The organism is Caballeronia sp. S22, from assembly GCF_964261745.1.
In the GTDB taxonomy this organism is placed as follows: domain Bacteria; phylum Pseudomonadota; class Gammaproteobacteria; order Burkholderiales; family Burkholderiaceae; genus Caballeronia; species Caballeronia jiangsuensis.
In genome coordinates this window covers 1,730,377-1,743,679 of the sequence record NZ_OZ180035.1, presented here as the reverse complement: position 1 = coordinate 1,743,679, position 13,303 = coordinate 1,730,377, and the positions used below count along the sequence as shown (strand labels likewise).

Sequence of the window (13,303 nt, the reverse complement as noted above, 5' to 3'; positions counted from 1 at the left end):
GATGAAACCCGTCGAAGACGTGTTGCTCGTCGTGGATGTGCAGTACGACTTCATGCCGGGCGGCGCGCTTGCCGTCGCGCGCGGCGATGAAGTCGTGCCCATCGTCAACCGGCTTGCGCGCGCGTTCTCGCACGTCGTGCTGACGCAGGACTGGCATCCGCGCCCGCATGTGTCGTTCGCGGCGAATCACGCGGGCCGAAAGCCGTTCGAGACGATGACGCTGCCGTACGGCGAACAGGTGCTGTGGCCGGTTCATTGCGTGCAGGACACCGAGGGCGCGGCGCTGCATCGCGATCTGCATGTGCCGCATGCCCGGCTCGTGATCCGCAAGGGACATCACGAGCAGGTCGACAGCTACTCGGCGTTCATCGAAGGGGATCGCGTCACACCGACCGGCCTCGAAGGCTATCTGCGCAACGTCGGCGCGAAGCACGTCTGGCTCGCGGGACTCGCGACCGACTATTGCGTCGCGTGGTCCGCGCTCGATGCGCGCGCGGCGGGCTTCGACGTGACCGTGATCGAGGACGCGTGCCGCGCGATCGATCTCGACGGCTCGCTCGAGCGCGCGTGGCAGGACATGCGCGACGCCGGCGTTCGGCGCGTGGACTCAGCAGACATACTCAATTAAAGCAAGGGAGACAACATGACCGATGCAGTCATCGTATCGACGGCGCGCACCGCGCTCGCCAAATCGTGGCGCGGCGCGCTCAACATGACCCACGGCGCGACGCTCGGCGGGCACGTGACGAAGGCCGTCGTCGAACGCGCGGGCATCGATCCGGCGCGCGTCGAGGACGTCATCATGGGCTGCGCGAATCCCGAAGGCGCGACGGGCATGAACATCGCGCGGCAGATCGCATTGCGCGCGGGTTTGCCCGTTTCCGTGGCCGGCATGACGGTGAATCGATTCTGCTCGTCGGGCTTGCAGACGATCGCGCTCGCCGCGCAACGCGTGATCGCGGGCGAGGGCGATGTGTATGTCGCGGGCGGCGTCGAATCGATCTCGTGCGTGCAGAACGAGATGAACCGCCACATGCTCACCGATGGCTGGCTGAACCAGAACAAGCCGGAGATCTACTGGTCGATGCTGCAGACCGCCGAGACCGTCGCGAAGCGCTACGAGATCTCGAAAGCGCGGCAGGACGAATACGGCGTGCGCTCGCAGCAGCGCGCGGCGGCGGCTCAGGCCGCGGGCAGGTTCGACGATGAAATCGTGCCGATCACCGTGCTCGCCGGCATCGCCGACAAGGCGACGGGCCGCATGTTCACGAAGGAAGTGACGCTCGCCGCCGACGAAGGCATCCGCGCCGACACGACGCTCGAAGGCGTGTCGAAGATTCGGACCGCGCTGCCCGGCGGGGTCGTCACGGCGGGCAACGCGAGCCAGTTTTCCGACGGCGCATCGGCGTGCGTCGTGATGAACGCGACGCTCGCCGAGAAAGAGGGACTTCAGCCGCTCGGCATCTTCCGCGGCTTCGCGGTCGCGGGCTGCGAGCCGGACGAGATGGGCATCGGTCCGGTGTTCGCCGTGCCGAAGCTTTTGAAGCGCGCGGGCTTGTCCGTCGACGATATCGGCCTGTGGGAATTGAACGAAGCCTTCGCCGTGCAGGTGCTCTATTGCCGCGACACGCTGGGCATCCCCGATGAGCGACTGAACGTGAACGGCGGCGCGATCGCGGTCGGGCATCCGTACGGCGTTTCGGGCGCGCGCCTGACGGGCCATGCGCTCATCGAAGGCAAGCGGCGCGGCGCGAAGTTCGTCGTGGTCACGATGTGCATCGGCGGTGGGCAAGGGGCTGCGGGGCTGTTCGAAATCGTGTGACGGTTGCGCGTTTCTCGCCGCACGGCGATTTTTGCTACGCTTCAGTTCTCGTTCGACAACAGGAGTCGCCGTGGTACGTCACATCGTCATGTGGAAGCTGAAGGAAAACGCCGAGGGCGCGAGCCGCGCCGAGAACGCCGAAAAGCTGAAGGCGAAGCTCGAGACCTGCCGCAGCATCGTCAAGGGGCAGGGACATTTCGAAGTCGGCACCGCGCAGCCTGGTTTCGCGTGCACGTACGACGTCGTGCTGGTCTCCGACTTCGACGACCACGCCGCGCTCGAAGCCTATCAGGTTCATCCGAAGCATCAGGCGCTGAAGGACTTCGTCGCGGCGATCCGCGAAGACCGGCAGTGCGTCGATTACGAAGTGTGAGCGCGATGTCTTCTTCAGATTCATCAAGCAACGTTTCGATCGAAAGCCCGTTCATCGACGCGCTCGGCGTGCAGCTCGTCAAGGCCGCCGACGGCGAGAGCGAAGTGCGCATGCCGCTTCAGGAAGCGCACATGAACACGTGGGGCATCGCGCACGGCGGCGTCACGATGACGCTTCTCGACGCAGCGCTTGCGCTCGCCGCGCGCAGCGTCGCGGGCGATGGAATAGGCGTCGTCACCGTCGAGATGAAAGTCAACTTCATGCAGCCGGGCCGCGGCGAGTTGCGCGGCTATGGCCGCGTGCTGCATCGTTCGACGACGATGGCCTATTGCGAAGGCGAGATCCGCGACAGCGAAGGCCACTTCGTCGCGAAGGCGCTCGGCACGTTCAAATACATGAAGCGGCTCGCGGTCGGGCGCGACATCGTCAGGCAGAAGATGCGTTCCGATCCGAAGGCGACGCCCGGTCCGAGCGACGCCTGATCCAAACAATCCGCGAAGGAGAATCCGCATGGCTGAGACACACATCAACCGCCAGATCCTGCTCGTGTCGCGCCCGCAAGGCGAGGCGTCGGTGTCGAACTTCAAACTGGTCGAAACGCCGCTCGCGCCGCTGCAAGACGGCGAAGTGCGCGTGCGCAATCACTATCTGTCGCTCGATCCGTACATGCGCGGCCGCATGGACGAAGCGAAATCGTACGCCGCGCCGCAGCCGCTCAACGAGGTGATGATCGGCGGCACCGTGGGCGTCGTGAGCGAATCGCGCAATCCGGCGTTCGCGGTGGGCGATAGCGTCGTCGGCGTGCTCGGCTGGCAGGAGTTCGGTACGTCCGATGGCCGCGGCCTGAACAAGGTCGATGCGTCGCGCGTGCCGCTGTCCGCGTATCTCGGCGCGGTCGGCATGCCGGGCGTCACCGCGTGGTACGGGCTCAATCGCATCATCGAGCCGAAGGCCGGCGAGACGGTCGTCGTGTCGGCGGCGAGCGGCGCGGTGGGCAGCGTCGTCGGGCAACTGGCGAAGGCGGCCGGATGCCGCGCGGTCGGCATCGCGGGCGGACCGGACAAGTGCCGCTATGTCGTCGAGACGCTCGGCTTCGATGCCTGCGTCGATTACAAGGCGGGCAAGCTCTACGAGGATCTGAAGGCCGCGACACCCAACGGCGTCGATGGCTACTTCGAGAACGTCGGCGGCGCCACGCTCAATGCCGTGCTCGCGCGCATGAATGCGTTCGGACGCGTCGCCGTGTGCGGAATGATCTCCGGTTACGACGGCAAGCCTTTGCCGATGGACGCGCCCCGACTCATCCTGACGCAGCGGCTCAAGCTCCAGGGCTTCATCGTCTACGAACATCTGGATATCTGGCCGCAGGCGCTCAAGGAACTCGCCGAGCGCGTCGCGACGAAGAAACTGCATTTTCGCGAGAGCATCGCGCAAGGGCTGGAGAATGCGCCCGAGGCGTTTCTCGGCCTCCTGCGCGGAAAGAACTTCGGCAAGCAACTCGTGAAGCTCGTCTAGCCGCGAAGGAACGCACGTGGATCGATTCGAAGGCAAGGTCGCCGTCATCACCGGCGCGGGTAGCGGATTCGGGCGCGAGTTCGCGAAGCTGGGCGCGTCGCTAGGCATGAAGCTCGTGCTCGCCGATCTCGACACCGCCGCGCTCGCCGCGACCGTCGAAGCGGTGCGCGCGGAGGGCGGCGATGCGATCGGCGTCACGACGGACGTGTCGGACGCAGCTCAGGTCGAAGCGCTCGCGCGCGCATCGCTCGAAACGTACGGCGGCGTGCATCTGCTCTTCAACAACGCGGGCGTCGGCGCGGGCGGCTTCGTGTGGGAGAACAGCGCGAACGACTGGCAATGGGTCTTCGGCGTGAACGTGATGGGCGTCGCGAACGGACTGCGCGCGTTCGTGCCGGTCATGCTCGAACAGAACGAGCCGGCGCATATCGTCAACACGGCGTCGGTGGCGGGCCTGCTCGCCGCGCCCGCGATGGGCGTCTACAACGCATCGAAGCATGCGGTCGTCGCGCTGACCGAGACGCTACATCACGACTTGCGGCTCGCGGGTGCGTCGCTGATCGGCGTGTCGCTGCTGTGTCCCGCGTTCGTGCCGACCGGCATTGCCGACGCCGAACGTTCGCGGCCCGAGGCGCTCGCCAACGAGGCGCCTTATACGGCGTCGCAGAAGCTCGCGGCCCGGCAACTCACGCGGGCGGTGGAAGGCGGCAAGCTCACCGCGCGCGACGTCGCCCTTTTGGCGTTCGATGCGGTGCGCGAAGGGCGCTTCTATGTCATCACGCATCCGAACATCATGGCGTCGGTGCAACTGCGGCTCGACGACATCGCGCAACTGCGCAATCCAACCGATCCGATGTCGCTGAAACGGCCGCGCTGACGGCGTGGCGTGGCATCATCGTGTCCCTTTGACATTCACTTCGCCGATGCCGCTCAATCCGAAGATCGCGCAAATCCTGGAGATGGTCGCGCGCGCGAATCGACCGCCGTATCACACGCTCACGCCGCAACAGGCGCGCGCCGCGTACGCGATGAGCGCGCAAATTCTCGACATCGCGCCGCTGCCGATGTTCAGCGTCGAGGACCTGCGCATTCCCGTGCGCGATGGCGAAACGATCGGCGTGCGCATCTATCATCCGGTCGAGCCGGGCTGGGCCGAGCCTGTCGCGGCGCTCATGTATCTGCACGGCGGCGGCTTTACGGTCGGCAGCATATCGACGCATGACGCGCTATGCCGCAAGCTCGCGCACGACGCGGGCTGCGCGGTCGTATCGGTCGATTACCGTCTCGCGCCCGAGCACAAGTTTCCCGTCGCGGTGAACGATGCGTTCGACGCGCTGCAATGGCTCGTTCGAGAAGCGCCGACGCTCGGCATCGATCCGGCGCGGCTCGCGATCGGCGGCGACAGCGCCGGCGGCACGCTCGCGATCGTGTGCGCGGTGCTCGCGCGCGATGCGGGCATCGATTTGCGGCTGCAGTTGTTGATCTATCCGGGCACGAGCGCGTGGCAGAAGAGCGCGTCGCACGCGCGGCTCGCCGATGGCTATCTGCTTTCCGGCGAAACGATCCAGTGGTTCTTTGCGCAATATCTGCGCGACGATCGTGACCGCGACGACTGGCGCTTCGCACCGCTCGATGCGGCGGGCGGCGTGCCGGACTTAAAAGGCGTTGCGCCGGCGTGGATCGCGGCGGCGGATCACGATCCGCTCTATGACGAGGACATCGCATTTGCCGCCACGCTTGAAAAGGCGGGCGTGGCGGTCACGCTCGTGCGGTATGAAGGCATGATCCACGAGTTCTTCAAGATGGGCGGATTCGTGCCAGAAGTTGCCGAGGCGCATGCGGAAGCGGTGAGGGTGTTGCGGGCGGCGTTCGACGCTTGATAGCGACCGGTAAGCAAATGGATAAAATCCGAATTTCCGTTCGGGCGAATTAATCCGGATTCCGAAGTGTTAGGATCGGTTTGACGCAAAACGAAGTTGAAAACATGTCAGATCGATACGCAGCAGAACACGGTATTCCGCGCGGCCCTTCCTGTTCCAGGTCCGAAAACATTTCGCTGCGCTTTGACGGCGATACGCTGATCATGCATGGACCGCGCGGCGGGTCTTATCCGGCGGTGTCGGGCCGTCCGAACGGAGGCAAGTTTGATTATTCTTCAGGGCGATTCGGCATGCGCAGCGACGGTCCCATTCCTCCCGGACGGTATTGGATCAAACCCTCGGAAATGTGGTCGAACCACTGGTACAACCTGGCCTCTCGCTCCGCATGGGGCGATCATCGAATCACGATACACGTCTTTCCCGGCACAGAAACCTATGGGCGCGGCGGTTTCTTCATCCATGGTGGAACGCACGCGGGCAGCGCTGGTTGCGTCAACCTTCATTCGCGAATGGAGGATTTCGTTCGTGAGCTGGAAGCCGCAACGAAGGACTCGCAAGACTGCTATGTACCGTTGACGGTTCGATACTAAAGCAATGACCAAAGGAAGATTTCGCGCTTTGCTCTATTGGGGCTTGCTCGTCACCGTGTTTCTCGTGGGCGCATTCAACGTGCTCAATCTCAACGAAGCCTATGGCGACGGTCCGCCGTACTACGCACGCACGATGAACATGGACAAGTGGACCGATCCGCTACCTGCGCTCGCAGCGATCGATGCCGTGACTGTCCTGCTCATCGCCGCGGTCGTATATGTGGCTCGACGTACTCGCTGATCACGTAATCTCGAACGCAAACGCCCGCTCGAAAGCCCCCGGCCGCACGATGCGATGCGAACCGTCATCATCGCTACGCTCCTTGATTTCCAGCGACAGTCCCCGCGCAAACGGCTTCACCCGCAACGCCGTCGTGCTGCGCGTCGCGTAATCGGGCGTTTCGATGAACGCCGCCGACAGCACGCGCTCCCGCTCGATCGAGATTCCCGTCGATGGCAGATGCTCGTCGTTCGCGATACGCGGATCGCGCAATGTGTCGATGAGCACATCGAGCGACGGACGTTCATCGGCGTGAATCAGATCGCACAGCGCTTCGCGTTGCGCGACGAGCTTCGGCCAGGGCGTGTTCAACAGACTGTTGGACAAGCCGTGCACGCCTGCGTCGAGCAACGCGGGCGGCGCATCGGCGCGATTGCCGTACCAGCCGAGCTCGCGCCGCGTGAAGTCTCCGCACAGCAGGTTGAAGCCGTTATATCGATGACCTTCCCGCGCCACGTTCTGTAAGTAATCCAGGGGCGCTTCCCGTTCGCCCGCGAGAAAATTGCTTACGAGCGTGCCGCGCGTCGGCGCGTTCGGCTTCATGTCGCCCGGCGCGCGATAGTTGGTGAGCGCCGCGAAACGGCCATCGCGCGAGACGCCGAGCCACGTTCCGCCGCCCGTCAGATCGCGGCCCGCGAGTACGCCGAGCGCGTCGTTCCACCAGTGCATCGGCTCGGCGTCGCGGCGCAGGAATTCGTCGCGGTTGGCCGAGAGCGTCAACAATGCGCGGCCGCTTTCCTCGGAAGCCGCGGGCTGCCAGTCGAAGACGATCAGACACATGCGCGCGCGACCTCAGGCGTCGGCGGGAAAAGCGTAGGGCAGCGGCACGAAGCCGAGCGCGGGGCCATCGGCGGCGCCGACGTGCACCGAGCCGCTTTCGAGCGCGGCGAGCTTGATTTCCACGAGACAATCCACGCCGCCGTGCTCGCCGGGCGCCACGTTGACGACGAGTCCGCACGGCTGGCCGGGATCATCGGAATGAAAGAGCTCAGCGCCGGGCAGGACGGAATCGGCGCCGGTATCGACGTGTGCGAGCGCCGTGCGCCGCTTGATCGTGCCGCGATACTGGCTGCGCGCGACGATCTCCTGTCCCGGATAGCAGCCTTTTTTGAAGTTCACCGCGCCGAGCACGTCGAAGTTCACCATTTGCGGAACGAACTGCTCGACCGTCGCGTGCGTGATGCGCGGCTCGCCGGCGTGGATATCGAGCCAGTCCCACATTTGCTCGGGCACGCGCTTCAGTTTTTCGTCGAGCTTCGCGATGTGCGCCTCGACATCGGCTTTCGGTCCGACCCACAGAAAGCGCGGACGATGCGCCGCATCCGGCACGCGGATCAGCGCGCCGTGCGGGCCTTCGACCTTCACGTGCACGCCGTCGGGCAATGCGTCGAAGATGCCGGAGAGCGCCGCACGCACGTCGCCCGCGAAGCCGACTGCCGCCACTTCCGAAGTCGCGTCGGTGAGCTTCGCCTTCGAGCGCAGCACGAACATCGACAGGCGCTTCTGCACGGCGGCCTGCACGTCGTGCGCGATCAAGAGGCGCACCACGTCGGCCGTGCGCCACATCAGGAACGAACCGAGCAGGCGGCCCTTCGGCGAGCAATAGCCCGCGAGCCGCGCGGTGGACGCATCTAAATGCTGGACATCGTTCGTGACCTGGTTGTGCAGGAACGAGGCGGCGTCCTCGCCCTTGACGTCGATCACGCCGAACTGGGTGAGCGGCATATACGCGCCGGCGGTCTTGACGGATTCGAAGTCTGAAGCGGCGAGGGCGATGGTCTGGGAATTCATGAGCGGGCGGGCTGTCAATCCTATCGTTTGGGCGCAAGCCGCAGAAAGCGGCTCTGACGCAGGCGGCAAGTTATTATATTGGTCTTATCTCAAGCGTGTTTCGCATGTCCTTTTTCAAGAAATGCGTCGTGGCGGCGGTGTTCGTCGCGATGCTCGCGGCGGCCGTCGCAGGCGGCATGTACTGGTGGGCCAACCGGCCGATGACCCTGTCGACGCCCGAACTCGACGTCACCATCAAGCCCCACAGCAGCCTGCGCAGCGTGAGCGCCCAGTTGAACCGCGGCGGCGTGCCCGTCGAACCCGAGCTGTTCGTGCTGATGACGCGCGTGCTCGGCCTGTCCGCGCAACTGAAGTCCGGCAACTACGCTTTCAAGAGCGGCGTCACGCCTTACGAAGTGCTGGAGAAGATCGCGCGCGGCGACGTGAACGAATACGTCGCGACCGTCATCGAAGGCTGGACGCTGCAAAAAATGCGCGGCGAGCTCGACGGCAATCCCGCGCTCACGCACGACACGGCAGGCATGACCGACACCGACCTGCTGCGGGCGATCGGCGCGGCCGAAGTCGACAAGGCATCGGCCGAAGGACTGTTCTTCCCGGACACCTATCTCTTCGACAAGGGCACGAGCGATCTCGCCGTCTACAAGCGCGCGTATCGGCTGATGCAGGCCCGCCTCACCGAAGCGTGGAACACGCGCGCGCAGAATCTGCCTTACAAGACGCCGTACGACGCGCTCATCATGGCGTCGATCGTCGAAAAGGAGACAGGGCGCGCGTCGGATCGTCCGCTCGTCGCGGCGGTGTTCGCGAACCGGCTGCGTATCGGCATGCCGCTGCAGACCGACCCGACCGTCATCTACGGCCTCGGACCGGCTTACGGCGGAAAGCTCAGGAAAAAAGACCTGCAGACGGACACTCCGTACAATACCTACACGCGCATGGGCCTGCCGCCGACTCCGATCGCGCTGCCCGGCGTGGCCGCATTGAACGCCACGCTCAACCCCGCCGCGAGCAACGCGCTGTATTTCGTGTCGCGCGGCGACGGCAGCAGCATCTTTTCCGACAATCTGGGCGACCACAACAAGGCCGTCGACAAATACATCCGGGGTCAATGAATGGCGCGCGGCAAGTTCATCACGTTCGAAGGCATCGACGGCGCGGGCAAGACCACGCATCTGGACTGGTTCCGCCAGCGCCTCGAAGAGAAACTGGCGTCGGGCGGGCATCAGGTCGCGATGACGCGCGAACCGGGCGGCACGCCGCTCGGTGAAACGCTGCGCGGCATCCTGCTGAATCAGCCGATGGACCTCGAAACCGAAGCGCTGCTGATGTTCGCCGCGCGCCGCGAGCATCTCGCGCAGGTGATCGAACCGGCGCTTTCGCGCGGCGACTGGGTATTGTCGGACCGTTTCACCGACGCGACTTTCGCGTATCAGGGCGGCGGGCGCGGCCTGCCGCGCGACAAGCTGGAGGCGCTGGAGCGCTGGGTGCAGGGCGGTTTCCAGCCCGATCTGACCGTGCTTTTCGACGTACCGACCGATACCGCCAGCGAGCGCCGCTCGGCGGCCCGCGCGCCGGACAAGTTCGAGAGCGAGTCGGAGGCGTTTTTCGAGCGCACGCGCAACGAGTATCTGCGCCGCGCGGAGGAATCGCCGCAGCGGTTCTTCATCGTCGATTCGACGCGGTCTATCGAAGACATTCGTGAAAAGCTTGAAGAAGTAGTCGCAAGCCTCTGATTTAACATAGAAACATATCGATGATCTACCCTTGGCAAACCGACGACTGGCAGCGTCTCCCGCAACTGCGCGCGCACTGGCCGCATGCGCTTTTACTGCATGGCGAGGCGGGCATCGGCAAGCTTCAGTTCGCGCAGCATCTCGCGCAGGGACTGCTGTGCGAGATGGCCGCGCCGAATGGCGAGCCGTGCGGGACTTGCCGGGCATGTCTGTGGTTTTCCCAGGGCAATCATCCCGATTACCGCGCGGTGCTGCCTGAAGCGCTCGCGGGCCTCGCGGCCGGCAGCGCCGACGCCGCCGACGCATCCGCCGACAAAGCCGATGGCGACGAAGGCAAGAAGACCCGCACGCCCAGCAAGGAAATCAAGATCGAGCAGGTGCGCGCGCTGCTGGACTTCTGCGGCGTCGGCTCGCATCGGGGCGGCCTGCGTGTCGTCGTGCTGTATCCGGCGGAAGCGCTCAACGTCGCGGCGGCGAATGCGTTGCTCAAAACGCTCGAAGAGCCGCCATCGGGCGTCGTGTTTTTGCTGGTGTCGGCGCGCGTCGACCGTCTGCTGCCCACCATCATCAGCCGATGCCGCCAGTGGCCGATGAGCGTGCCGCCGTCGAACGAAGCGAGCGCGTGGCTCGCGTCGCAGGGCGTCGACGATCCGGCGGGACTGCTCGCGCAGGCAGGCGGCGCGCCGCTTGCTGCGCTTGCGCTGGCGAACGACGAGAACCGCGCCCTGCGTGACTTCACGCTCGCGCAACTCGCCGCCGGACCGAATTGCGACGCCTTCGCCTGCGGAGAAAACCTGCAGAAGCTGCCGGTGCCGCTCGTGCTCGGCTGGCTGCAACGCTGGCTCTACGATCTGCTTGCCGAGCGCACGGCGGGCCGGCCGCGCTATTTTCCCGGCGCGGCGAAGGCACTCGCCCGTTGCGCCCAGAGCGCCGACCCCGCCGCGCTCGCACGCTACATGAAGACCGTCACGCGGCAGCGCGCGGTGGAAAATCACCCGCTCAATGCGCGCCTCGTGTTCGAGGAACTGTTCATCGGCTATCGCGGCATTTATACGGCCTGACATACGGCCTGACCGCGACTTGCGCCCCACGCGCAGCAGCACATGTATTAAGGAGCACCGGATGTTCGTCGATTCACACTGCCACATCAACTTCGAAGGACTCGCCGACCGTCTGCCCGACGTTCTCGACAAGATGCGCGCGCACGCCGTGACCCACGCGCTGTGCGTGTCGGTCGATCTGGAAACGCTGCCTTCGGTGCTCGACATCGCCGAAAAGCACGAGAACGTGTACGCATCCGTCGGCGTGCATCCGGATCACGAGGATGCGAAGGAGCCGAGCGTCGCGGAACTCGTCGAACTGGCCGCGCATCCGAAGGTTTGCGCGATCGGCGAGACCGGGCTCGACTACTATCGGCTGGAAGGGCGCAGCATCGCCGACATGGAATGGCAGCGCGAACGCTTTCGCACGCACATCCGGGCCGCGCACAAGACGGGCAAGGCGCTCATCATTCATACGCGCTCGTCGTCGGACGACACGCTGCGCATCATGGAGGAAGAGCGCGCGGGCGTGCCGGGCGGCGTGATGCATTGCTTCACGGAGCCGTGGGAGATCGCGGAACGGGCGCTCGCGCAGAACTTCCATATTTCGATCTCGGGCATCGTCACGTTCAAGAACGCGAAAGACGTGCAGGACGTTGCGCGGCGCGTGCCGATCGAGCGTTTGCTGATCGAAACCGATTCGCCGTATCTCGCGCCGGTGCCGTATCGCGGCAAGCCGAACGAACCTGCGTACGTGAGTTATGTCGGACGTTTCATCGCGCAGTTGCGCGAGCAGCCGGAAGAGGCCGTCGCAGAGGCGACCACCGAGAACTTCTTCCGGCTCTTCAAGATCGCGCGGCCAGTCTGAGGGCAGCCGGCCCGCGCGCGAAAAAAACCTGTTTCAAGGCAATCCGAAGGTCACTATGAACAATTCCCCGATGGTTTCCACCCTGTCCGTGGCGAGCGTGCCAAACGTTTCCCGTGCCCGCGATGTCCGCAATGCACGAGCGGGCGCGGCCGTGCGCGGCCTCGTCGCGGGCGCGCTGCTGGCCGCATGCGCGATCGCGCAGCCGGTCTGGGCCGCATCCGTGGACTCGCTCATCAAGGCGGTCAAGTTCGACGACGTCTCCGCAGTCAAGAAACAGCTCGCACAGGGCGCGGACCCGAATACGGTCGACAACACGGGCACGCCGATCATCGTGATCGCCGCACGCGAGAAGTCCGACAAGGTCGGCCAGTTGCTCGCCGACAATTCGAAGACCGATCTGGAGAAACTCGACCCCGCCGGCGAAAACGCGATGATGCTCGCCGCGCTCAACGGCGACGCGACCTTCGTGAATCTTCTGATCGCAAAGGACGCCGAAGTGAACAAGAAGGGCTGGACGCCGTTGCACTACGCGGCAACCAATGGCCATGACGATATCGTGAAGATCCTGGTCGATCATTCGGCCTATATCGACGCCGGTTCGCCCAACGGCACGACGCCGCTCATGATGGCCGCGCGCGGCGGTCATCTTTCGACCTGCAAGCTGCTGCTCGACGAAGGCGCGGATCTGCGTGTGAAGAATCAGCTCGGCATGACGGCGGTGGACTTCGCCCGCAAGTACAACGAGAAGGACGTCGCGGAAGGCCTGCAGGCGCGTCTGGATTCGATGCCACAGAGCGGCGGCGCTCCGCAAAGCGGCTCAAACGGTGCAAAATAGCGCAGCGCGACAGTCAAGCTCCGGGGCACGCGCGGTCAGGCGCGACCGCGCATCGCCCCGAACCCGTTGCCCCATTCAAGCCGCCGCTCAACATAAAAGGAAGACCATGCTGCGGGAATTCGTCCTCGCCTGTGCTCTCGCGACGCCCGTCTGCGCGTTTGCGTTTACCGGCAACGATCTGAACAAGCTCTGCACCAAAACGGATCCCAATTCGCGGACTGCCTGCGCGGCCTATATCGAAGGCGCGGCGGACGGCATCTACAACACGATCGAGGCGATCGGCGGAACCTCCGGGCCGCAGGTCGGCCAGTATTTCTGTCTGCCGGCGGACGTGAAGCCGCAGCAACTCACGGACGCGGTGCGCAAGTACATCGCCAATAATCCCGACAAGGCCGATTTCAACGCGACCACGATGGTCTCGCTCGGCCTCGGCAAGGCGTTCCCCTGCAAGGCGGAGCGCTGATCGTCTTTTGACGCCGGGGCGCCATCGGGCGTCCTGGCGTCGCGCTGCATTGCGCGGCGATCCGCATCCGTGCGATGCGGCCGGCGTATCCACATCGCCGCCTCCACTTT

General features: G+C 64.9%; 17 protein-coding genes. 15 read left to right on the top strand and 2 right to left on the bottom strand.

Annotation, left to right across the window (positions count from 1 at the left end; genetic code table 11):
- Position 1 precedes the first annotated feature (1 nt).
- The 9 genes from pncA (at position 2) to ACEN42_RS08125 (ending at position 6,421) form a co-directional block, all read left to right on the top strand.
- On the top strand, positions 2 to 628 hold the full coding sequence (pncA, locus tag ACEN42_RS08165) for a bifunctional nicotinamidase/pyrazinamidase (RefSeq protein ID WP_371881092.1): 627 nt from the start codon (positions 2 to 4) through the stop codon (positions 626 to 628).
- Between the two features lie 15 nt (positions 629 to 643).
- Complete coding sequence (locus ACEN42_RS08160; RefSeq protein WP_187604765.1) at positions 644 to 1,822, top strand: acetyl-CoA C-acyltransferase; 1,179 nt, start codon at positions 644 to 646, stop codon at positions 1,820 to 1,822.
- Between the two features lie 70 nt (positions 1,823 to 1,892).
- Positions 1,893 to 2,195: a Dabb family protein gene (locus ACEN42_RS08155; RefSeq protein WP_371879669.1), complete on the top strand. Its 303-nt coding sequence runs from the start codon at positions 1,893 to 1,895 to the stop codon at positions 2,193 to 2,195.
- Positions 2,196 to 2,200: 5 nt separating this feature from the next.
- Positions 2,201 to 2,677: a PaaI family thioesterase gene (locus ACEN42_RS08150; protein WP_187604764.1), complete on the top strand. Its 477-nt coding sequence runs from the start codon at positions 2,201 to 2,203 to the stop codon at positions 2,675 to 2,677.
- A 28-nt stretch (positions 2,678 to 2,705) separates the two neighbouring features.
- Complete coding sequence (locus tag ACEN42_RS08145; RefSeq protein WP_238215689.1) at positions 2,706 to 3,710, top strand: NADP-dependent oxidoreductase; 1,005 nt, start codon at positions 2,706 to 2,708, stop codon at positions 3,708 to 3,710.
- A gap of 16 nt (positions 3,711 to 3,726) precedes the next feature.
- Positions 3,727 to 4,587 carry an SDR family oxidoreductase gene (locus tag ACEN42_RS08140; protein ID WP_371879668.1) on the top strand — a complete coding sequence of 287 codons (861 nt, stop codon included), beginning with the start codon at positions 3,727 to 3,729 and terminating at the stop codon, positions 4,585 to 4,587.
- Positions 4,588 to 4,633: 46 nt separating this feature from the next.
- Complete coding sequence (locus tag ACEN42_RS08135) at positions 4,634 to 5,590, top strand: alpha/beta hydrolase (protein WP_371881091.1); 957 nt, start codon at positions 4,634 to 4,636, stop codon at positions 5,588 to 5,590.
- 80 nt (positions 5,591 to 5,670) lie between these two features.
- Entirely contained in the window at positions 5,671 to 6,180 is a 510-nt protein-coding gene (locus ACEN42_RS08130) for a tlde1 domain-containing protein (RefSeq protein WP_371879667.1), read from the top strand.
- A gap of 4 nt (positions 6,181 to 6,184) precedes the next feature.
- Positions 6,185 to 6,421 (top strand): hypothetical protein, encoded by a 237-nt coding sequence (locus ACEN42_RS08125; protein WP_371879666.1) that lies wholly within the window; start codon positions 6,185 to 6,187, stop codon positions 6,419 to 6,421.
- On the opposite strand, the gene ACEN42_RS08120 is transcribed toward ACEN42_RS08125, so the two are convergent.
- On the bottom strand, positions 6,422 to 7,240 hold the full coding sequence (locus tag ACEN42_RS08120) for an NRDE family protein (RefSeq protein WP_371879665.1): 819 nt from the start codon (positions 7,238 to 7,240) through the stop codon (positions 6,422 to 6,424). It abuts the gene before it with no gap.
- 12 nt (positions 7,241 to 7,252) lie between these two features.
- Complete coding sequence (locus ACEN42_RS08115) at positions 7,253 to 8,251, bottom strand: folate-binding protein YgfZ (protein WP_187604760.1); 999 nt, start codon at positions 8,249 to 8,251, stop codon at positions 7,253 to 7,255.
- Between the two features lie 104 nt (positions 8,252 to 8,355).
- On the opposite strand from ACEN42_RS08115, the gene mltG reads away from it, so the two are divergent.
- The 6 genes from mltG (at position 8,356) to ACEN42_RS08085 (ending at position 13,193) form a co-directional block, all read left to right on the top strand.
- Positions 8,356 to 9,366 carry an endolytic transglycosylase MltG gene (gene mltG / locus ACEN42_RS08110; protein ID WP_371879664.1) on the top strand — a complete coding sequence of 337 codons (1,011 nt, stop codon included), beginning with the start codon at positions 8,356 to 8,358 and terminating at the stop codon, positions 9,364 to 9,366.
- Positions 9,367 to 9,987 (top strand): dTMP kinase, encoded by a 621-nt coding sequence (tmk, locus tag ACEN42_RS08105; RefSeq protein WP_371879663.1) that lies wholly within the window; start codon positions 9,367 to 9,369, stop codon positions 9,985 to 9,987.
- A 20-nt stretch (positions 9,988 to 10,007) separates the two neighbouring features.
- A complete protein-coding gene (locus tag ACEN42_RS08100) occupies positions 10,008 to 11,048 on the top strand; it encodes a DNA polymerase III subunit delta' (RefSeq protein WP_371879662.1) in 1,041 nt (346 codons plus the stop codon).
- A 61-nt stretch (positions 11,049 to 11,109) separates the two neighbouring features.
- Positions 11,110 to 11,895, top strand: a complete 786-nt coding sequence (locus tag ACEN42_RS08095) for a TatD family hydrolase (protein WP_250483589.1) — start codon at positions 11,110 to 11,112, stop codon at positions 11,893 to 11,895.
- Positions 11,896 to 11,950: 55 nt separating this feature from the next.
- Entirely contained in the window at positions 11,951 to 12,730 is a 780-nt protein-coding gene (locus ACEN42_RS08090) for an ankyrin repeat domain-containing protein (protein ID WP_250483590.1), read from the top strand.
- A 106-nt stretch (positions 12,731 to 12,836) separates the two neighbouring features.
- Positions 12,837 to 13,193, top strand: a complete 357-nt coding sequence (locus ACEN42_RS08085; protein WP_008349679.1) for a Rap1a/Tai family immunity protein — start codon at positions 12,837 to 12,839, stop codon at positions 13,191 to 13,193.
- Positions 13,194 to 13,303 lie beyond the last annotated feature (110 nt).

Coding starts and splice junctions, on each gene's coding strand:
- ACEN42_RS08085 (WP_008349679.1), top strand. CDS start 12,837: ATGCTGCGGGAATTCGTCCTCGCCTGTGCTCTCGCGACGCCCGTCTGC.
- mltG (WP_371879664.1), top strand. CDS start 8,356: ATGTCCTTTTTCAAGAAATGCGTCGTGGCGGCGGTGTTCGTCGCGATG.
- ACEN42_RS08160 (WP_187604765.1), top strand. CDS start 644: ATGACCGATGCAGTCATCGTATCGACGGCGCGCACCGCGCTCGCCAAA.
- ACEN42_RS08120 (WP_371879665.1), bottom strand. CDS start 7,240: ATGTGTCTGATCGTCTTCGACTGGCAGCCCGCGGCTTCCGAGGAAAGC.
- ACEN42_RS08095 (WP_250483589.1), top strand. CDS start 11,110: ATGTTCGTCGATTCACACTGCCACATCAACTTCGAAGGACTCGCCGAC.
- ACEN42_RS08090 (WP_250483590.1), top strand. CDS start 11,951: ATGAACAATTCCCCGATGGTTTCCACCCTGTCCGTGGCGAGCGTGCCA.
- ACEN42_RS08125 (WP_371879666.1), top strand. CDS start 6,185: ATGACCAAAGGAAGATTTCGCGCTTTGCTCTATTGGGGCTTGCTCGTC.
- ACEN42_RS08100 (WP_371879662.1), top strand. CDS start 10,008: ATGATCTACCCTTGGCAAACCGACGACTGGCAGCGTCTCCCGCAACTG.
- pncA (WP_371881092.1), top strand. CDS start 2: ATGAAACCCGTCGAAGACGTGTTGCTCGTCGTGGATGTGCAGTACGAC.
- tmk (WP_371879663.1), top strand. CDS start 9,367: ATGGCGCGCGGCAAGTTCATCACGTTCGAAGGCATCGACGGCGCGGGC.
- ACEN42_RS08150 (WP_187604764.1), top strand. CDS start 2,201: ATGTCTTCTTCAGATTCATCAAGCAACGTTTCGATCGAAAGCCCGTTC.
- ACEN42_RS08115 (WP_187604760.1), bottom strand. CDS start 8,251: ATGAATTCCCAGACCATCGCCCTCGCCGCTTCAGACTTCGAATCCGTC.
- ACEN42_RS08145 (WP_238215689.1), top strand. CDS start 2,706: ATGGCTGAGACACACATCAACCGCCAGATCCTGCTCGTGTCGCGCCCG.
- ACEN42_RS08135 (WP_371881091.1), top strand. CDS start 4,634: ATGCCGCTCAATCCGAAGATCGCGCAAATCCTGGAGATGGTCGCGCGC.